This is a genomic window from Streptomyces smaragdinus (assembly GCF_009604385.1).
Taxonomy (GTDB): domain Bacteria; phylum Actinomycetota; class Actinomycetes; order Streptomycetales; family Streptomycetaceae; genus Streptomyces; species Streptomyces smaragdinus.
On record NZ_WEGJ01000028.1, the window covers coordinates 33,655 to 52,472 of the forward strand.

An 18,818-nucleotide genomic window follows, 5' to 3' on the forward strand; every position below is an offset into this window, starting at 1 on the left:
GCTCATTCGCGGTCTCCCGCCCGGAGTTCGGTCGCCGCCCGCTGCCGTCCGGTCCACCACGACTGGGTGAGGACCGCGGCGACGACGAGGGCGGGGACGGCCAGCGACGGCAGCAGCAGGGCGGCGGGGTCGGGCACCAGCCGGGCGTCCAGCATTCCCTGGACGTCCGGGTCGGAGCCGGTCAGGGCGCCCGCCAGGACGGCGAGGTCGATGCCGGGCTCCACCAGCCGGACGGCGGCGATGCCCAGCAGCACGCCCACCCCGCCGGCCAGCAGCACCTGGGGCAGCGCCTCCAGGACGAGCAGCCGCCGGCCGTGGGCGGGGGTGAGGCCCATGGTGCGCAGCCGCGCCAGCAGGGCCTTGCGTTCGGGGGCGGCCTGCAGCAGCGACAGCAGCACGGCCAGGACGGCGAACGCGGCGCCGGCGAACGTGGCGCTGACGTAGAGCCGTTCGGCGCCGCGCTGGAGCAGCGAGTCGTCGAACGCGTCCTTGGCCTCGGCGCGCAGCTTGACCGCGGTCTCGCCGCCGGAGGCGGTGACGGTCCTCTTCAGCGCGCCGGCGTCGATGCCGGAGCCCTGCGGGCCCGAGCCGTCCAGGAGCAGGGTGTCGGGCCGGTTCAGCGGATCGGCGGCGAAGTCCGGGTAGTCCTTCGCGACCTGTTCGGAGCTGACGACCACGAAGTTGCCGCCCGGCCATGCCGGGGTGCTCTCCAGCACGGCGGCCGCGCGGACCCGCAGCTGCCCCATGGTGGGCTGCAGCGTCAGCGTCCCCTCCACCAGGGCCTCCTCGACCCCCGGGGAGATCAGGGCGGGCATCGAGGACTGGGTGTCGCCGGTCAGCGCCTCGGCGGAGAACGCCGCGAAGCCCAGCTCGGCGGTGAGGTCCGCGTAGGCGCGCGGCTCGGCGATCACCAGGGTGACCAGCGAGCCGCTCTCGTCGAGGCCCAGCCCCGGCTCGAGCGTGACCCCGACGGTGCCGCTGACCCCGGGCACCTTCGCCACGCGGCCGGCCAGCCCGGCGGGCAACGCGCCGCCCGAGCCGGACTCGATCCGGGCGTCGGCCCCGGTGGCGTAGAGGGCGGCCTCGGTACGGGCCTGCTCGACGCCCGCCGTCACCGAACCGCCGAAGGAGGCCGTGGTCAGCGCGACGAGCAGGGCCAGCAGCGGCAGCGCCGCCGCCGCGTGGGTGCGCCCGGCCCGGGCCAGCGACAGGAACCCGATCGCCCCCCGCCCGCGCGCCGCCGGACGGGCCGCGAGCCGCAGGGGCAGCGGGTACAGCCGTACGAACAGCGACGCCGCGACGACCGCCGCCAGCACCGGCGCCGCGCTCAGCAGCGCGTCCACGTCACCCGGCGCGGCCCCCCGGCGGCGCAGCGCCACGATGGCGCCCACCGCCAGCGCCAGCCCGGTGAGTTCGAGCACCGTGCGCCGCCGCGACGGCCGGGCGGCGACCAGGTCCTGCCGTCCCGCGGGCCGTACCCGGCGCAGCTGGGCCGCCGCCCGCACCGGCAGCGCGACCACGGCCAGCACCGCGACCACCCCGGCGCCCGCCACCGCCGGCAGCAGCCGGCCGTCCGGCAGCACGAGAACCGCCAGCAGCAGCGCCGCCAGCGTCGCGGGCACCACGGCCGCGGCCGCCTCCAGGGCCAGCATCGCGGACAGCCCCGCCAGCGACCCGCCGCGCGACCGCATCAGCCGCAGCTCGGGACCCCGCCGTACGACGGCCAGCCCGCCCGTCATCAGCAGCACCACGGCCGCCGTGGTCCCCACCCCGAACGCGGCGACGGAGACGACGGGCGCGATGGCGTCGCGCAGCTGCTCGTAGCCGGCCAGGACGTCCAGCAGCCCGGAGCCGACGGCCAGATCGGGGCTGATGCCGGCCTGCAGCCTGATCAGCGCGGGGCCGACCGCCAGCTGGTTCAGCACGGCGCGGATCGCGGCGGCGTCGTCGCCGTGCAGCGCGCCGGCGGCGACGGGGAACTTCCAGTAGACCTGCGGCTCGGACACGGGGGTGTAGGGCAGGAAACCGGGGTTGAACTCCTCGAACAGGTCCGGCCCGGCGCCCTCCGGCAGCAGCAGGGCGCCGGCCATGATCCGCGGCGGCAGCCCGATCGATCCCGGGGAGCGCGGCATGTCGATCTCCCGGGCGGAGAGCAGCAGCGGGTCGAGGGCCCAGTACTCGGAGCCGGGCTCCACGGGCTCGACGATCCCGGTGACCGTCACGACGGCGTCGCCGAGCGCGACGTCCGTTCCCCGCGGGCCCTTGCGGACCGTCCCCTCCCGCCGGAAGTGGAGCTTCGAGCCGACGCGCAGCTTCAGGGCCTTCGCGGTGTCCCGCGTCACCGCGGCCCGGAACGCCACGCCGCCGGCCCCGCGTTCGCCGCCGCCCTTCGGCCAGGCGCCGTCGACGAGCCGGGAGTGGTCCGCGAGGCCGGCCCGGGCGTCGAGCTGGAACTGCGCGTCCTCCCCGTCCGGGCGGGGCAGCGACCGGTCGTAGGCCCGTACGCCGGACCCGGTGCGCACGCCGTACGCCACGTCCTCGTCGCGGATCTCCAGCGGGGCCCTCAGCTGCTTGCGGATCGTCTGCGCCGCGTCCTCGAGCTGCGCGCCCCGCAGCGGCACCCGCTGGGCCGCGCCCGGGTCGCCGAACGCCCGCAGCGGCTTGTGGTCCACCGTGGCGGTCACCGCGCGCGTCGTCGGCGGCGCGTCCGTCACCGCCTCGCGCAGGGCGCCGTCCTGGTACGTGTCCACCGCCCGCGGGAACGCCGCCGCCAGGAACGCGGTGAAGAACACCAGCAGCCCCAGCGCGACCGCGCCGCCCTTCGAGGTGCGCAGCCGGGTCCGTACCCAGCCCGCGTCGAGATTCCCGCGTGCCACCTCACTCACCCCCCAGTCGAAGTGCCGTCGCCGGATCGCCGCGCCGCAGCGCCACGGCCGCCGTGATCAGCAGCGGTACGGCCGCGACACCCGCGATCACCAGTCCCACCGACGTCCACGGCAGCTCCACCAGCACCGGCGGATGCGGTTTCGCCGCGGACGCGGTGAGCGTCGTCAGCGGCACCACCGTCCGTGACAGCACCGCCCCCAGCACCAGCCCCGCGGCCAGCGCCAGCCCGATGAGCACGCTCTGCTCGGCCGCGAACATCCGCGCCAGCTGCCGCTGGGGCGCGCCCAGCGCCCGCAGCACCGCGAACTCGTTCGTCCGCTCCCGGATCGAGGCGGCGGCGCTCACCGCGAAGCCCATCGCCGCCAGCAGCGCCGCGACCACGGCCGTCGCCGTCAGCGCCGCCTGCGGGCCGGCGCCGAGCGGGTCGGAGCTCAGCTGCTCGGTCAGCTCGTCGCGCGCGATGATGTCCGACGGATCGCTGTCGCCGCGTCCGCGCAGATAGGTGACCGTCTTCTCCGTCTGCCCGGGCGCCGTGCGCAGCCACCACTCGGTGGGCCGCAGGGGATTGCCGTCCGCCCGCACGATCTGCCGGCTGGCCGTACGGAAGTCGACCAGCAGCGCGCCGCCGTCCTGGGCGGGGGTGACGGGGCCGAGCCGGGAGATGGAGCCGGGGCCGGTGGTGGGGAGTTCCCGCAGGGTGTCGACGATCTTCGCCTGGATGTCGGTGCCGCCGAAGGAGACGTTCAGGACGTCGCCGACCTTCAGGCCCGTGGACGTCAGGAACTGGTCCGTGGCGATCGCCCCGAGGTCCGGCGCCGGCGGCTGCTCGGCCCGGACGGTCATGCCGCCGGTGGCCCGCGCCCCGTAACCGCCGTACGGTGCGGTGCCCGTGCTGTGGTTGAAGCGCAGGGGGGTGCCGGTGTCGCCCTCGACCGGCAGGCCGGACCGCGGCGTCTTGTCGATCACGTTGCCGTCGGCGCTCTCCGAGACCTCCCACTCCAGGGTGCGCGGTACCGTCACCCCGGTGCGCTTCCCGCCGGTCACGGCGGTGATCGCGCTCATGGTCACGTCGCGGTTGGAGTTGCGGTCGAAGATGGTGAAGTCGAAGTCGAAGCCCGTCACCAGCAGCGGCTCGGCCGGCTTCCCGCCCGCGCCGGCGGCCTTCGCCAGATCGAGGGTGACGGTGTGGTCGCGGCCGTCCACCGGGAGTTCGCCGGCGTAGACCTCGTACGGCAGGCCGTAACGGTCCTCGAGCCGCACGGTGACCGGGTCGGTCATCCCGGGGAGGGCGCCCAGCCGCTGCGGCTCCGGGTCCGAGGTGATGCGCAGGGTCATCTCCAGCCGCTCGGTGCCCTTCGGCAGCGTCAGCCCGACGGTCTTCGCCGGCCTGCGCTCGAGCGCCGCCAGCTTCTCCTCCGCCGGGCCGTCCGCGAGGTCGCCGCGCAGCCGGATGCCCTCGGCCGCGGTGGCCGTGTCCAGGGCGAGGATGTCGGCGCTGCGGCCCTCGGCCAGCGGCATCGACATCCGCGTCGCCGGCGACGCCTGCTCCACGCCCGGCGCGTTCGCGTACACGCCGCCCTGGCCGAGCGCCGACAGGCTCGTCGACAGCACCCGGATGTCCGTGCCCGCCCGGAACGCCGCCTGGTCGCGCTGCGAACGCTCCCACGACGCGCCCTGGGCGATGGCCAGCATGCCCATCGCCACCGCCAGCACCAGCAGCAGTACGGGACCCGCGCCGCGCAGCGGGCGGCGCGACAGCTGCCACCCGGCCAGCGCCGCCGGCAGCCCCCGGCCGGACGCCGCGCGCCGCTCCGCCAGCCTCGCCGTCGGCGGCAGCAGCCGCAGCGTCAGCACCGTGCCGGCGAGCAGCGCCAGCGCGGGCGCCGCCACCAGCACCGGGTCCACGCCCAGGGTGCCGGAGGTGTCCGTGTTCAGCGCACCGCCGCCGGACGTCTGCCGGTCCAGCTGCCAGTACGCCACCCCCGCGACGACCAGCAGCCCCAGGTCCGCCCCCGCCCGCAGCGGCGCCGGCAGCGGCTTCGCGCGCGCCCGGCCCACGGCGAGCGTCCGGTCACCGGCCGCGCGCAGCAGCGCGGGCGCGGTGACGGCCAGCGCGCAGCCCAGCGCCGCGCCGACCCCGACCAGCCAGGTGGTGCGGGTGAGGGAGGTGGCCGCCTCGACGCCGGCGCGCTCCAGCGGGCCCGTACCGGACAGCAGCCCGATCATCGGTCCCGCCAGCAGCGGCGCCACGATCGCGGCGGGCAGCACCAGGAGCAGGGCCTCGGTCGCCGCCAGCCCTGCCACCCGGCCGCGGGAGCCGCCGCGGGCGCGCAGCAGGGCGTTCTCGCCGGCGCGTTCGTCGCTGAGGAGCCGGGCCACCAGCAGCAGCGCGTAGCCGGCGAGGAGGATCAGCTGCAGGGCGACGATCAGCAGGGTGGAACGGTTCACCAGCAGCGCCCGGTCGGCCGTCTCCAGCACGTCCGGCAGATGGGTGGTCGCGGTGGCCGGACCCAGCGCCTCGATGTCGGGCAGGGTCTCCGTCGCCGCCTTCACCGAGTCCGTCAGGGCGTCGATCCGGTCCGCGGTGACATGGCTGAAGTCGGCGCGCAGCACCCAGCCGCCGGCGGCGGTCCGCAGCCGGCCCGCCGCGAAGTCCGCGGGGTCGGCCATCAGCGGCCCGTACGTGGTGTAGCCGAGGGTGCGCACACCCCGGCCCCCGGCGTCGTCGAGCTGCCAGTACGGGGCGTCGAGGTCCTTGGGCCGGTACACGCCGGAGAGCCGGACGGTGACCGGCTTGTCCTCCTTCGAGCGGCCCGTCAGCGCGAACTCGTCGCCGGGCCCCAGCCGCAGCGCCCGCGCGGCGCTCTCCGGCAGCGCGGCCTGGCGCGCCTCGCCGCCGGCCTTCGGCCAGGCGCCGTCGACCAGCTCCACCTGGGTGCGGTCGAGTTGGGCGAAGTACGTGAGGTCCGGGTCCTCGCCGGTGCCGGCGCCCGCGGGCCGCAGCGTGTCCGGCAGGGCGTACGGGCCGGAGCGCAGCAGCGGCTGTACGGCCACCGGCAGCCCGTCGTACGCCCGCGCCGCCTGCTTCCGGACAGCGTTGTCGGCCGTGGCCGCCCTGGACTGGGGCAGGGTGGGGGTCTTCACCACCAGCGCGGCGTCGACCGCCGAGCCGTAGCGCAGCACATGGCGCAGTCCGGCGTCACCGATGGTGGTGGAGAAGGCGGTCAGCGCCGCGAGCACCGCCGTGGTGAGCAGGACGGTGAGCACCGCCGCCGCCAGCAGCAGCCGATGTGCCCGTACCCGCAGAAAGACAAATCCGGGCACACAACCCCCCGTAGCTCAGATGTGCACCCCCCGGTGCTGGGTCCGATCGTGGCAGAAGGCGCTTGCCGAACACAGCGTCCGGATAACGGTCGGAATGTATTCGTGACCGAGCCGATCACCGGTGGTGACCGGCCCGGTACGGACCGGTGGTCAGTCGGGAGTGTTGATCATCGAGGCGGCCGCGTACACCAGGTAGTCCCACAACTGCTGCTCGTGCGCGGGGTCCAGCTTCAGCTCCTCGACGGCCGTCCGCATATGGCGCAGCCAGGCGTCGTGCGCCGCGCGGTCCACCGTGAAGGGGGCGTGCCGCATGCGCAGCCGCGGATGGCCGCGGTTCTCGCTGTACGTGCGGGGGCCGCCCCAGTACTGGATCAGGAAGAGCCGCAGCCGGTCCTCCGCCGGCCCCAGGTCCTCCTCGGGATACATCGCCCGCAGGTCGGGGTCCCCCGCGACGCCCTCGTAGAAGCGGTGCACCAGCCGGTGGAACGTGGCCTCGCCGCCGACCTGGTCGTAGAAGCTCATCTGCTGCGTATCGCTCACCCGTCCATGCTCTCACCCGCCCCGGCGGAGGACTCCGGGCGTAGGCCTCCGCCGGGTTCTCACGCGTCCAGCCTGGTGTCCCGGCCCGTCTTCTCCCAGGCGGCCAGGTCCGCCCGTACCTGGTCGAGATGGCCGTGGAGGGTGTCGATGCAGTCGTCCCCGAGGGCCAGCCGCAGCGGGGTGTGATCGGCGTCCAGGGCGGCGAGCACGGCCGCCGCGGCCTTCGCCGGGTCGCCGGGCTGGGTGCCGCCGGACGTCTCGACCATCCGCCGGGTGGCGCCCACGGTGTCCGCGTAGTCGGCGATGCCGTCCTCGCTCAGGCTGTGGTTGCCGAACAGGGCCGTACGGAACGCCCCCGGTTCCACGATCAGCACGTCGATGCCGAGCGGCCGCACCTCGGCGGCGAGCGCCTCCGACAGCCCCTCCAGGGCGAACTTGGTGGCGCTGTACGCCCCGAACCCGGCCATCGACATCTGCCCGCCGACGCTGCTCAGCTGCACGATCGCCCCGGACCGCCGGGCCCGCATGTGCGGCAGCACCGCGCGGGTCAGCGCCGCCGCGCCGAAGAGGTGCACGTCGAACAGCGAGCGCAGCTCGGCGTCGCCGGTCTCCTCGACGGATCCGACGTGCGTACGGCCCGCGTTGTTCACCAGCACGTCGATCCGCCCGTGCCGCTCGGCGACCCCGGCCACCACCCGCGCCACGGCCGCCGGGTCGGTGACGTCCAGCGCCACCGCGTCCACCTGGTCGGGGTGGGCCTCGACCAGACCGGCCAGGGTCTCCGGGCGGCGCGCGGCGGCCACCACCACGTCCCCGGCGGCGACCGCGGCCTCGGTGAAGGCGCGGCCGAACCCGCTGTTGGCGCCGGTGATCAGCCATACCTTGTCCATGTCGGTACTCCTTGTCGTGCGCGTCCCGGTCTCTCCCGGACGCCGGTAACGAGCCTGCGCCACAACCCGGTTGTCCGTCCAAGACCTTTCGTGATAGCCAACGGGCATGACCGACGACGCGCACGTCCGGGACCTCAGGTACTTCGTCGCGGTCGCGGAGGAGCTGCACTTCACCCGGGCCGCCGAGAGCCTGTACGTCTCCCAGCCGGCGCTGAGCAAGCAGATCCGGGCCCTGGAGCGGCAGCTCGACGCGCGGCTCTTCGACCGCGACCGGCACTCCGTCGCCCTCACGCCCGTCGGCGCCGCGCTCCTCCCGCACGCCCGCGCCGTGCTCGCCGCCTGGGACGCGGCGGCCGGAGCCGTCCGGGCCGCCCGGACCGAGGGGAGCAACACCCTCACCGTCGGGATGAGCACCGGCCCCGGCCGGGGCGGCTTGCTCCCGGCGATCCGCTCGCGCCTGGCCGACGCCCGGCCCGGGGCCGGGATGCGGCTGCGCCAGGTCGGCTGGGAGGACCCGACGGCCGGGCTGGCGGACGGCGCCAGCGACGTGGCGTTCGTCTGGCTGCCGCTGCCCGCGCCGGAGCGCTTCCGCTGGGTGGTGGTGGCCGAGGAGCCGCTGTCCGTCGCCCTGCCCGAGGGACACCGGCTGGCGGGGCGGACGGAGGTGGACTTCGCGGAGCTGCTGGACGAGCCGTTCCTCGCGCTCCCGGACTCCGCGCCGGAGCTGCGCGACCACTGGCTCGCGCTGGACGCCCGCGCCGGCCGCGAGCCCGTGATCGGGGGCGAGATCGCCGGCGTCGACGAGACCTACGAGGCGCTCGTCGCCGGCCTCGGCGTCTGCCTGGTCGCCGCCGGCAACGCGCCGCTGCTCACCCGCGGCGGCGTCGTCACCGTCCCGGTGCGCGGGGTGGCCCCGAGCCGGTACGCGCTGGCCTGGCGCGCCGGCGACACCCGGCCCCTGGTGCACGCCTGCGCCCGGGCGGCGGCGGCCGTGGGGTGAGCGCCCGTGGGGTGACCGGCCGTGGGGTGACCGGCCCGCCGGAGGTCGCGTCCCCGCCGTTCGCGCAGCACCCTGGAGGCATGGGTACCGGGACCGCGCGGCAGTCCGACCCCTTCGCCGGCCGAGGGGCCGTGGAGCGGGCCGCGCTCGTCCGGGCGATCCGGCGGGACGGGGCGCTCACGGACCCCGCGTGGCGGCGGGCGTTCGAGGAGGTGCCGCGGCATCTGTTCGTGCCGTACTACTACGCCGGCACCCCCGGCGGCTACGAACGCCTGTGGCGCGACGACCCCGACGAGGACCGCCGGCGCCGCTGGCTGGAGGGGGCGTACGCGAACACGCCGCTGGCCACGCGGGTACGGGACGGGGAGCTGATCTCCTCCAGCAGCCAGCCGTCCCTGATGGCCCGCATGCTGGAGGCCCTGGACGTCCGCGCCGGCCACCGGGTGCTGGAGATCGGCGCCGGCACGGGCTACAACGCGGCGCTGCTCTGCCACCGCCTCGGCGACGACTTCGTCACCACCGTCGACCTGTACCCGGAGATCACCGAGGCCGCCCGCGCCCACCTCGCCGACGCCGGCCACCACCCCGCGGTCGTCACCGGCGACGGGTCGAGGGGCTGCGCCGCGCACGCCCCGTACGACCGGATCATCGCCACCTGCATGCTGACCGCTGTCCCCGCGGCCTGGCTCGCCCAGTGCGCCCCGGACGCGCTGATCCTCGCGCCGCTGGGCACCGGGCTGCTGCGGCTGCGCGTCACCGCCCCCGGCGAGGGGTCCGGGCGGTTCCTGGAGACCCCGGCGTACTTCGTGCCGCTGCGGGGCGGCGGACGGGAGGAGCCGTACGAGGACACCTCGGGTGTGCCGCGGCGGGCGCTGGGCTCCGACGCGTTCCGCTTCGCGCTGGCGCTCACCGCGGGCGTCGTGCCGGCGCGGGAGCTGTACGAGGTGTGGGAGGACGCCGGGCAGCCGGAGCGCGAGCGCTTCGGGGTGAGCGTGCGGGGCGGGGAGCAGTGGGTGTGGCTGGACAGCGCGGACGGGCCGTACCGGTGGCCCGTCCCGCGCTGACGCCGTCCGTCAGCCGCGCTGGAGGCGGATCGTCGTCCAGGCGCCGACGTGCACCCGGTCGCCCTCCTGGAGCGGGACCGGGACGTACGGCTGGATCGGCTCGGCTCCGCCGTTGACCGTCGTGCCGTTCGTCGAGTTCTGGTCGACGACCGCCCAGGAGCCGTCCGGCTGCTCCACCAGCACCGCGTGGTTGTGCGAGACGCCCGGGTCCTCCGGCGGGCGGGACAGGTCGATGTCGGGCGACTCGCCCGTCGACTGCCGGCGCCGGCCGATGGTGATCTGCGGGCCCTGCAGCGGGATCTTCTGCTCGGGGGAGTACGCGGGCAGGTTCAGCCCGGACGCCTCGGGGCCGCTGCGGGACATCATCGCGGTGAAGTACTCGCGGTCCGGGACGACCACGGCGACCCAGCCGGCCTGGGGGGCGTACTGCTGGCCGGGACCGGGGCCGCCCTGCGCGTAGGGGTCCGGCTGCTGCTGCTGGGGCGGCGGCGCGTACGGATCCTGCGGGCGGGGGGCGTACGGGTCGGGCTGCGGGGGCTGCTGGTGCAGGGGCGTCTGCGGGGGCGCCTGGTGCAGCGGCGACTGCGGCTGCTGCGGGGGCTGGGGCGCCGCGTACGGGTCCGGCTGCGGCTGGCGCGGGGGCTGGGGCTGCTGCGGCTGCTGCGGTGGCTGGGCGTACGGGTCCTGGGGCGGCGGGGGGAGCAGGAAGTCGCCGCCGCCCGTGCCCGGTCCGGCGCCGCGCGGGTCCTGCTGGGGGAAGCCCTGCAGGGGCTCGGCCGGGCGGTTCATCTGCGAGGGGCGGGACGAGGTGTACCCGCCGTCCTGGCGCGACGGATAGCCGGCGCCGCCGGTCATCCCCATCGCGGACCCGGTCGGGATGTACGTGGTGGGCGAGTGCGTGAGGAAGTTGTACCGGCACTCCTCGCAGAACGGCGCCATCGCCTCCCGCGGCGTCCGGCACTGCGGGCACAGCTCGGCCTGCTGCGTCGGCTCGGGTCCGGCGCCCGGGTAGCCGTAGCCGCCGCCCATCGCGGGGCCCGGCGGCGGGGGCGGGGGCACGGGCGCGCCCGTCATGGGCGCCACGGGCGGCCCGGCGGGGGGTGCCATGCGGATGCCGCACACCTCGCACCAGTCATCGGCCGCCGAGGTATGGCCGTTCTGGCAGGTCGCCATGGTGGTGGATCCCCCTGTCTCGGTTACTGCTTCTTGACGCGGACCGTCTTCGTGGACCGCGTCTCGAGCGTCATTTCGTCGGCCTCCGCGACCTTTGCCTTCAATCGAACAGTACCGCTCGCCGCATCCACCACGTCCACCACCTTCGACAGCAGTTTGGCGGTGTCCTCGTTGCCGGAAGCCGCCGCGAGCTGCACCGCGCGGCCCAGTTTCGCGGTCGCGCCGTCGACGTCGCCGGCCTTGCGGTCGTCCAGTCCGGCCTGGATGACCTGCGCCAGTTCGGCCTGACCGGTGTAATGGGCGACCTGCGGGTTTATCCGCGTGGAGGCCGCCATGTCGTCCGTCCAGACCGCGCGCACCAGACCCTGCGAGAGAGTTGTCACACTCCCGTCGCCCTGCGGGAGGACGAGGGAGACCCGGGCGGCGAGCATCTCCTGGCCCACTCCGGCCGAGGGGACCTCCACGCACACGTGGTAGTCGCGGGACTCGTCGCCCCACGAACCCGTCGGGTAGTCGCCCGAGCGCGGCCCCGACTCCGTGCGCCGGGAGGTGAGCTCCTCCATGGTCGGCGCGACCTGCTTGACGAACTTGATCTCCGCGCCCTGCGGCGTCCACAGCCGCAGACCCACGTCCGCGACCTCCTTGCCCATCGCGGTCTCCATCATCCGCGTGAAGTCCGCGGCCAGCCCCGACGGGTCGGCGACGATGTCGGCCGTGCCGAGCATCGCCGAGGCGATCCCGGTGACTTCCTTGACCTCCCAGTCCGTGCCGACGCCGCGGGCGTCGCAGGTGAAGCGGCCCGCGCAGGCCTCGAGGGCGTCGCGCAGCGCCTCCGGCGACTCGTGCTCGTTGCGGCCGTCGGTGAGCAGGATGCCGTGCCGTATCGACACGTCGGCCGAGTTCAGCAGCCGGTCCGCCATCCGCAGCCAGGTGCCGATGGCCGTACCGCCGCCGGCGCTGAGGCGGCGCAGGGACTCCTTGGCCTGGCCCCGGGTCGCCGAGTCGGCCACGGCGAGACGGCCGTTGCCCGGGTAGACCTCCTTCGCCAGATGCGTACCGCCGACCACGGCGAAGGAGACCCCGTCGCGGATGGTGTCGATCGCGGCGGCCGTGGCGTCGCGGGCGTTGCGCATCTTCGTCGGCGGATAGTCCATGGAGCCCGAGCAGTCGACCATCAGGACGACGGCCGCGTCCGACCCGCCGGCGGACAGGGTGACCCGGCCGGGGTCGGCGGCGGGCAGCGGCAGCCCGCCGGTCGTGCCGCCGCCGGTCGAGGTCACCGTGACGATCGCGTTGACCTCGCGGCCGCCCTCCGGCAGGAACTCGTTCTGGTAGACCTCGACGGAGAACTCCGGCGCGTTGGACTTGGAGAAGTTGGCCATCTATCCGCTCCCGCGAATCCTGAGAACTCGAAAGACCATGAGTGGGCGATACGTCTTCCGCCGCCGGGGGACCGGCGCCGGAAGACTCCGGGACTGAACCTCTACCCCGCGGGGAACGGGACCACGGCGACCGTTACGTTGTCGTGCCCGCCGCCGTCCAGCGCGTGCCCGACGAGCGCCTGGGCGCTGTGCAGCGGCCGGACGCGGGCGTCGGGGGTGACGACCGCGGCCATCTCCTGGGCGGACTCCGCGTAGTTCCACAGGCCGTCGGTGCACACCACCACGACCCCCGGCCCCTCGGGCTTGAAGGACGCCGTGTGCGGGTCGACCTCGTGGGCGTCCGCCCCGAGCCAGCCGGTGATGGCGTGCGCCCGCTGGTCGGCGTACGCGTCGGCCTCCGACATCAGACCCGCGGCGACCATCTGCGCCGCCCACGAGTCGTCCTCGGTGAGCCGCGCGGACGGCGCGGTGCGGTCGTCGGGCACCCAGTACGCCCGGGAGTCGCCGACCCAGCCGACGGTCAGTATCCCGCCCGCCACGACGGCCGAGACGATGGTGCACGCGGGGGCGTTGGTGTGCGCCACGCGGTTGGCGGGGTCCTCGGCGAGGGCCGACACCGAGTGCGCGGCGGCCAGCACGGCCTCGTGCATGGCCTGCTGGGCGTGGGTGCCCTGGGCCAGCCCGCCGAGCAGGGAGGACCGGGCGGCCCGCGCGGCGGCCTCGGACGCCTCGTCGGGGCGGGTCGCGGAGGACACGCCGTCGCAGACCACGGCGATTACCGCGGTCGTACCGCCGGGGAGGCGGACGGAGTCGATGGCGAACGCGTCCTCGTTGCGGTGGTGGCGCAGCCCGCGGTCGCTGACGGCGGCCAGATACGGGGGGCCGTCCAGCTCCCGCTCCATCCGGTCGCGTTCGCGGGGCTGGGCGTGCCCGCAGTTCTCGCAGTAGCCGTCGGCGTCGATGGTCCCCGTACGGCAGGCGACACAGGTCTTCATCTCCGGGACGGTCTCAGCCTCGACCGCCGGCGCGGGGTCAGGCGCGCCGAGAGCGGCCCGCGGATCCACGGCACCGGACAGGGGTTCGGCGATCCGGTAGTGCTCCGGGTCGGCCTCGGGCGCCGCCGGCTGATAGCCGTCGCCCGGGTGCTCGTGGGCGGGCGCCACGGGGGTCGGCGCCATGGGGGCGGGTGCCGCGGCAGGGGGTGCCGCGGCGGGGGGCGGCGACGCGGGGGGCGCCGACGCGCGCGGGGAAGCGTTACGGGGAGGCGCGGCGGGGGGTGCCGCCGGGGCCGGGGCCGCCGCCGCGGGGGCGATACGGAAGCTGTCGGTGGACGGCGCGCCGCCCGGCACCGGGGGGGTGCCGTTGGCGCTCCGGGGGGCCGCCGACAGATTCGTACCGCACTCCTCGCAGAAGAGGTCGCCCGACACCGTCGGCGCCGCGCAGTTGGGGCACATGGCGAGCTGCCCTGCCTTAAGAGCCATATTCAGGGACACCTCTCAGAGCCAGGTCCGGGGTCGGAAGCGGTTGGCCTGCTCGATCAGGGCGATCCGCTCGTCGCCGCGCTGCGCCAGCCGGGCCAGGGCACGGTACGACCGTTCCAGGCCGAACCGCAGGCCCTTCTCGTCGACCGGGCTGCCCAGCAGACCCTCCGCGGGGGACGGCGCCTGCTGGCCGCCCGAACGCCCCGACAGTACCCAGTCCAGGGCGCTGCCGAGCACTTCCGTGGAGAGCCGCTCCCGGCGCAGCGGGTCGAGGCCGAAGTCGTGCAGCTTCTCGACCTGCGTCGCGGCGGCCTGCAGATCGGGCAGCAGCGGCTCGTGCGGACCGCGCTGGCGCAGCCGCGCGCGGACGGCGGCGACGCGCGCCGCCGTGTAGTGGATGGATGATTCGGGCACCGACTCCAGCGCCCGTACGGCGCCGGTCCGGTCGGCGGCGGCCAGCTTCACCCGCGCCAGCCCGAACGCCGCGCTCACGTACGACGGGTCGGTGGACCAGACGAGCCGGTAGTACTCGGCGGCGTTGTCCAGCTGCCCCAGCACCTCGGCGCACACCGCCAGGGCCAGCTTCGGCGCCGGCTCGCCGGGAAAGGCGTCGTACACCGCGTCGAAGGCGAGCGCCGCGGTCTCACGGTCCCCGGTGGTCAGCGAGGTCAGCCCGCGGTACCAGACCACCCGCCAGTCGTCGGGGTACTCGGACTCCAGCCCGCGCAGCGCCTCGGCGGCCGTGAAGTAGTCCCCGTTGTCCAGCCACGCCCGGATCTGGCGCAGCTTCAGCTCCAGCGACGGCGAGGGCGCCGCCTGCAGCGCCGCCGACACCTCCGCCGGCGCGGACGCCAGCAGACCGGCGAGGAAACCGGCGTTGGGATCCCCGGCGTCCACCCGCGGCACCGGCAGGGCGAGCGCCGCGGCCCGCCCGTCGAGCTCCAGCGTCACGGCGATCTGCCCCGGGACCCGCGGCTGCTGCTGGGGCTGCGCGGGGTGCCCGGGCGGGCCCTGCGGCGGCGGGGGCGGCAGCTGGCCCGGGGCGGGGGCGCCGCCCGTGAGCTGGGCCGGGAGCGCGGCGGGGAGCTGCTTGGCGGGGAGCTTGTCCCGTTTGCCCCGTACGAGGGCACGCGCGCCCAGCGACGACACCCCGCCGCCCGCCGGTTCGCGGGCGACCTGCGCGGCGTCGGCAAACAGCAGCGTGTCCACCACCCGCCCCTCCGGCGCGAACAGCGTGGACAGCGTCGGCCGCGGCCGCCCGGTCTGCAGCGCGACGACCTCCCGCAGCACCCCGGTCAGCTGCTCCGACATCTCCTCCGCGGAGGCGAACCGGCGGGCCGGGTCGGGGTCCGTGGCACGGACCAGGAAGCGGTAGAAGGACTCGTACCGCTGGAACACGTCGATCGAGTCGGGGTCCGGCAGGCTGTCGACGAAGACGTTGGTGTAGCCCTGGAAGTCGAACGTCAGCACGGCCAGCGTCCGCGCCACCGTGTACAGATCCGAGGCCACCGACGGCCCCAGCTCCGCCACTTCGGGCGCCTGGTAGCCGACCGTGCCGTAGATGGCCGACTCCTCGTCGTCCATCCGGCGCACCGCGCCCATGTCGATCAGCTTCAGCTGGTCGGCCTGCTGGATGGCGTTGTCGACCTTGAAGTCGCAGTACAGCAGATTGCGGCTGTGCAGATGGCCGAGCGCGTCCAGCGCCTCCAGCCCGTACGCGCAGGCCACCTCCACCGGCAGCGGATCACGTCTGCCGTCCGGCGTGCGCCGGTCGTTGGCGATCTCCTTCATCGACTTGCCGCCGACGTACTCCATCACGATGTAGCCGTCGAGGCTGCCCGTGCGCTGGTCGAGGTGCTCGACGAAGTTGTAGATGCGGACGATGTTGGAGTGCTCGATCTCCGCCAGGAACCGCCGCTCGGAGACCGCCGCGGCCAGCGCGTCCTCGTCCCCGGTGTCCAGGAGGCCCTTCAGCACCACCCAGCGGTCCGACACGGCACGGTCTATGGCCAGATAGATCCAGCCCAGCCCGCCGTGCGCGAGACAGCCCACGACCTCGTACTGCCCGTGCACCACGTTGCCCGCCTCGAGCTTCGGCACGAACGAGTACGGGTGACCGCACTTGGTGCAGAAGCCCTCGGTACGGCCCGGCCGCTCGCCGCGCGCCCGGCCGACGGGGGCGCCGCAGTCGCTGCGGCTGCAGTACCGCTTGCGTTCCGGCACCTGCGGGTCCTCGAGCACCGCGGCGCGCGGGTCGGGCCGCGGCACCTCCGGCACCTTGACCAGACCGGCGCCCAGCTTGTCCCGCCCGCTGCCGACGGCCGACGTACGCGACGAACGCACCGACACCGAACGCCCGGTGGTCTGCTGCCCCGTCAGGGCGCGCGACAGCCGGCCCGACACCGAGCGGCGCGAGGAGCGCGAGGAACTGCGCGACGAACGCGAGGAGGTCCCGGACGAGGCGGAGGACGCGCTGCTCGAGCCCGCCCGGTGGGCGGTCAGCCCCGTGGGCGCCGCGCCGAGCATGGCGTCGGGGGCGACGACCGGCGCCAGGCCGCAGGTGTCGCAGTACATCTCACCGCCGCCCATGTCCTCGTACGTCCCCGCGCAGCCCGGCCGCTGGCAGGAGGTTGCTTCGCTCATGACACCCCCATGTATCCGTGTACCTGTCCGGGCGCGCCGGTCATCGCGTCCCCCTGGGTCTGTCCACCGGCCCGCTCAGGGCCTCCGCCGCGGCCTGCTGGTAGCGCAGCACCGCCTGCTCGGCGGCGATCAGGTCGCAGGGCGCGGACCACAGCATCCGCCGGGCCCGCTCGTACCGCTCGATCAGCAGCGGGTCCTCCGCCAGCCCGTGCCGGGCCATCTTCGCCTTGTACGCGTCCAGCCGGCCGCGCAGTTCGGCCCGCACCGCCAGCGGCGCCGTGACCGCCGACAGCGACTCACGGGCCCGGGTCAGCTCGTCGTCCGCGCGCTGCTCGAGGGCCTCCAGCAGCGGCGACAGCTTGTGCCACTGCGCGCTGCGGCGGTAGTCGAACGCCGCGCGCAGCTGCTCGTGCAGCACCGTCGGCGTCCCGCTGACCGCCGGCACCTCCGACGCCGCTATCTTCGCCAGCACCTCCCCGCGTGCCGTCCGGGCCTCCGTCAGCACCCGGTCGGCGCGGCCCAGCACGTCGCGCAGCCGCACCAGGCGGGCCTCGGCGTCCTGCCGGACGTGCAGCACCGCCTCGATCTCCCGGCGCACGTCCTCCAGGGCCCGCGCCGCCGTGTCGTACCGCGTGGTGTCGGGCCGCCCGCCGCCCGGGGCGGCGCTGGCGGAGGAGCGGCGCCAGAACTCCAGCGGATCCGCGATCACCTGCCGGCGCAGCGCGGACAGCTCGTGGGTGATGTGCTCCAGGTCGTCGCCCGCCGGATGCTCGCCGGGGCGTACGCCCACCGACTGGGCCAGCGAACGGGTGCGCTGCAGCTCGGCGGCCAGCAGATCGATCCGCGCGGGCAGCGCGGACCACACCGAGTCGGCGGCGGCCACCACGTCCAGCACCTCGGCGTAGTACCCGTTCATCCGCTCGACCAGCACGTCCAGCCGCAGCCGCTCGGACAGCTTCGCCGGGCCCGTGATCGACACCGGTCCCGCGGCGGGGCCCGCCGCCGGGATCGTGATCCCCGAGTCGCGCAGCAGCAGCGTCAGCTCGGCGAGCTCCGCGCCGCCCGGCCAGCGGCGCCGGCCGCGGATCTCCCGCGCCCTGGTCAGGGCGTCGGTGTACGCGTCGAAGTACGACCACAGCAGGGTGACGGCGGCCTCCGCGGCGGCCCAGCGCTCGGCCGTGACCCCGGACAGCTCGGCGCCCTCGAGGAGCCGGCGGCCCGCGTGGTCCTGGAGGGCGAGCAGCGAGGTCTCGATCGCCTCGTGCTCCGCGCCCAGCCGGGCCAGGGCACGGTCGACCTCCTCGCGGCCCATGACGGGTCCGGCCTCGTCCGGAGCCCCCATCTAATCCCCTTCCACGTTCCTGTGCCGCCGGCCTCTCACCCCACTGTGGACGGGCACCGTCCGCGGCGGAAGTGCCCCCAGTGTCACGCTAGTCGAGGTATTCGGGCCTGGGCGGGCCCGTGATACCCGGCATGACGTCCTTGAGCCAGTCCTCGTACGCCCGGTCCCACTTGCCGCTCTTGTCGTAGTCCGCCAGCACCTTGTTGACCCGTGCCACCAGATCCCGGTCGTTCTTGTTCATCGCGACGCCGTAGTACTCCTCGGTGAGCGGTACGCCCTTCAGCTCCATCGAGGGGTCCTGCGCGGCCTGCCCGGCCGCCAGCGCGTTGTCCGTGATCACGGCGTCGGCCTGGCCCAGCTGCACCCGCACCAGACAGTCGAGCTGGTTCGCCACGGGCACGACCGTCGCGTCCGTCAGCTTCTCCTTGATGAAGTCCTCGGCCGTGGAACCCTCCGCCGCGCACACCCGCTTGCCGTTGAGGGAGTCGTCGAAGCCCTTGATGTCCGAGTGCTTGGGCGCCAGCACCTGCTGGCCGGCCTCGAAGTAGGCCGTGGAGAACTCGACGTCCTTCAGCCGGTCGCAGTTGATGGTCATGGTACGGACCACCATGTCCACCTTGCGGTCCTGCAGGGCCGGCACCCGCTGGCTGGTGGGGATGGCCCGGAAGACGAGGTCGCTCTCGTCGAGACCCAGATCGGCGGCGATCGCCTTGGCCAGATCGATGTCGAAGCCCCGGAGCTCGCCGGACTCCGGGTCGCGGTAGCCCCACTGGTAGCTGTTCTGGTCGATGCCCACGACCAGCTGCTCGTTGTCCAGGATCCGCTGGACGGCCGGGCCGCTCGCGCCGGACGGGCGCCAGCTGCGCTGCGGCTCGCCCGGCGGCCGGCCGCCCGCGCACTCGTCGTCCGAGGACTGCCGGTCCAGCACCTGGCTGCCGTGCGCCGGCGCGGAGCCCGACGCGGCGCCGCCGGCGCCGTCACCGGCGGCCAGCGGCAGCAGGGCGGCGGTGAGCGCCGTGGCGGCGGCCATGGCGGCCACCCCGCCCCAGCCGCGCAGCCTCATGGTCCTTGCCTTCTTCCCTGGCATTTCGGC

12 protein-coding genes are annotated in these 18,818 nt (G+C 75.1%); 2 read left to right on the forward strand and 10 right to left on the reverse strand.

Annotated features, from left to right (window positions below):
* Positions 1-2: 2 nt before the first annotated feature.
* From SRB5_RS26295 to SRB5_RS26310, 4 genes are all read right to left on the reverse strand, one after another.
* A complete protein-coding gene (locus SRB5_RS26295; protein ID WP_323378498.1) occupies positions 3-2,876 on the reverse strand; it encodes an FtsX-like permease family protein in 2,874 nt (957 codons plus the stop codon).
* A gap of 1 nt (position 2,877) precedes the next feature.
* Positions 2,878-6,210 (reverse strand): ABC transporter permease, encoded by a 3,333-nt coding sequence (locus SRB5_RS26300; RefSeq protein WP_323378500.1) that lies wholly within the window; start codon positions 6,208-6,210, stop codon positions 2,878-2,880.
* Positions 6,211-6,360: 150 nt separating this feature from the next.
* The gene (locus SRB5_RS26305) at positions 6,361-6,732 is read right to left on the reverse strand and encodes a globin (RefSeq protein WP_153455950.1); all 372 of its coding nucleotides are present in this window, start codon (positions 6,730-6,732) and stop codon (positions 6,361-6,363) included.
* A 77-nt stretch (positions 6,733-6,809) separates the two neighbouring features.
* Positions 6,810-7,640 (reverse strand): oxidoreductase, encoded by an 831-nt coding sequence (locus tag SRB5_RS26310; protein WP_153455912.1) that lies wholly within the window; start codon positions 7,638-7,640, stop codon positions 6,810-6,812.
* 106 nt (positions 7,641-7,746) lie between these two features.
* Here SRB5_RS26310 and SRB5_RS26315 point away from each other — a divergent pair, with 106 nt between their 5' ends.
* Positions 7,747-8,640: a LysR family transcriptional regulator gene (locus SRB5_RS26315; protein WP_153455913.1), complete on the forward strand. Its 894-nt coding sequence runs from the start codon at positions 7,747-7,749 to the stop codon at positions 8,638-8,640.
* 80 nt (positions 8,641-8,720) lie between these two features.
* Positions 8,721-9,704 (forward strand): methyltransferase domain-containing protein, encoded by a 984-nt coding sequence (locus SRB5_RS26320; protein WP_153455914.1) that lies wholly within the window; start codon positions 8,721-8,723, stop codon positions 9,702-9,704.
* A gap of 9 nt (positions 9,705-9,713) precedes the next feature.
* On the opposite strand, the gene SRB5_RS26325 is transcribed toward SRB5_RS26320, so the two are convergent.
* The 6 genes from SRB5_RS26325 to SRB5_RS26350 form a co-directional block, all read right to left on the reverse strand.
* Entirely contained in the window at positions 9,714-10,877 is a 1,164-nt protein-coding gene (locus SRB5_RS26325; RefSeq protein ID WP_153455915.1) for an FHA domain-containing protein, read from the reverse strand.
* A 23-nt stretch (positions 10,878-10,900) separates the two neighbouring features.
* On the reverse strand, positions 10,901-12,259 hold the full coding sequence (locus tag SRB5_RS26330) for a vWA domain-containing protein (RefSeq protein WP_153455916.1): 1,359 nt from the start codon (positions 12,257-12,259) through the stop codon (positions 10,901-10,903).
* A 101-nt stretch (positions 12,260-12,360) separates the two neighbouring features.
* A complete protein-coding gene (locus SRB5_RS26335) occupies positions 12,361-13,740 on the reverse strand; it encodes a protein phosphatase 2C domain-containing protein (protein WP_153455917.1) in 1,380 nt (459 codons plus the stop codon).
* Positions 13,741-13,755: 15 nt separating this feature from the next.
* Positions 13,756-16,383 (reverse strand): serine/threonine-protein kinase, encoded by a 2,628-nt coding sequence (locus SRB5_RS26340; RefSeq protein WP_153455918.1) that lies wholly within the window; start codon positions 16,381-16,383, stop codon positions 13,756-13,758.
* Positions 16,384-16,423: 40 nt separating this feature from the next.
* Positions 16,424-17,695 (reverse strand): hypothetical protein, encoded by a 1,272-nt coding sequence (locus tag SRB5_RS26345; RefSeq protein WP_153455951.1) that lies wholly within the window; start codon positions 17,693-17,695, stop codon positions 16,424-16,426.
* A gap of 118 nt (positions 17,696-17,813) precedes the next feature.
* Positions 17,814-18,788 carry a glutamate ABC transporter substrate-binding protein gene (locus tag SRB5_RS26350; protein ID WP_228390458.1) on the reverse strand — a complete coding sequence of 325 codons (975 nt, stop codon included), beginning with the start codon at positions 18,786-18,788 and terminating at the stop codon, positions 17,814-17,816.
* Positions 18,789-18,818 lie beyond the last annotated feature (30 nt).

Excerpts from the sequence above, each read along its gene's own strand:
- SRB5_RS26305 (WP_153455950.1), bottom strand. The coding sequence starts at position 6,732 with ATGAGCTTCTACGACCAGGTCGGCGGCGAGGCCACGTTCCACCGGCTG.
- SRB5_RS26310 (WP_153455912.1), bottom strand. The coding sequence starts at position 7,640 with ATGGACAAGGTATGGCTGATCACCGGCGCCAACAGCGGGTTCGGCCGC.
- SRB5_RS26315 (WP_153455913.1), top strand. The coding sequence starts at position 7,747 with ATGACCGACGACGCGCACGTCCGGGACCTCAGGTACTTCGTCGCGGTC.
- SRB5_RS26320 (WP_153455914.1), top strand. The coding sequence starts at position 8,721 with ATGGGTACCGGGACCGCGCGGCAGTCCGACCCCTTCGCCGGCCGAGGG.
- SRB5_RS26325 (WP_153455915.1), bottom strand. The coding sequence starts at position 10,877 with ATGGCGACCTGCCAGAACGGCCATACCTCGGCGGCCGATGACTGGTGC.
- SRB5_RS26330 (WP_153455916.1), bottom strand. The coding sequence starts at position 12,259 with ATGGCCAACTTCTCCAAGTCCAACGCGCCGGAGTTCTCCGTCGAGGTC.
- SRB5_RS26335 (WP_153455917.1), bottom strand. The coding sequence starts at position 13,740 with ATGGCTCTTAAGGCAGGGCAGCTCGCCATGTGCCCCAACTGCGCGGCG.
- SRB5_RS26340 (WP_153455918.1), bottom strand. The coding sequence starts at position 16,383 with ATGAGCGAAGCAACCTCCTGCCAGCGGCCGGGCTGCGCGGGGACGTAC.
- SRB5_RS26345 (WP_153455951.1), bottom strand. The coding sequence starts at position 17,695 with ATGGGCCGCGAGGAGGTCGACCGTGCCCTGGCCCGGCTGGGCGCGGAG.
- SRB5_RS26350 (WP_228390458.1), bottom strand. The coding sequence starts at position 18,788 with ATGAGGCTGCGCGGCTGGGGCGGGGTGGCCGCCATGGCCGCCGCCACG.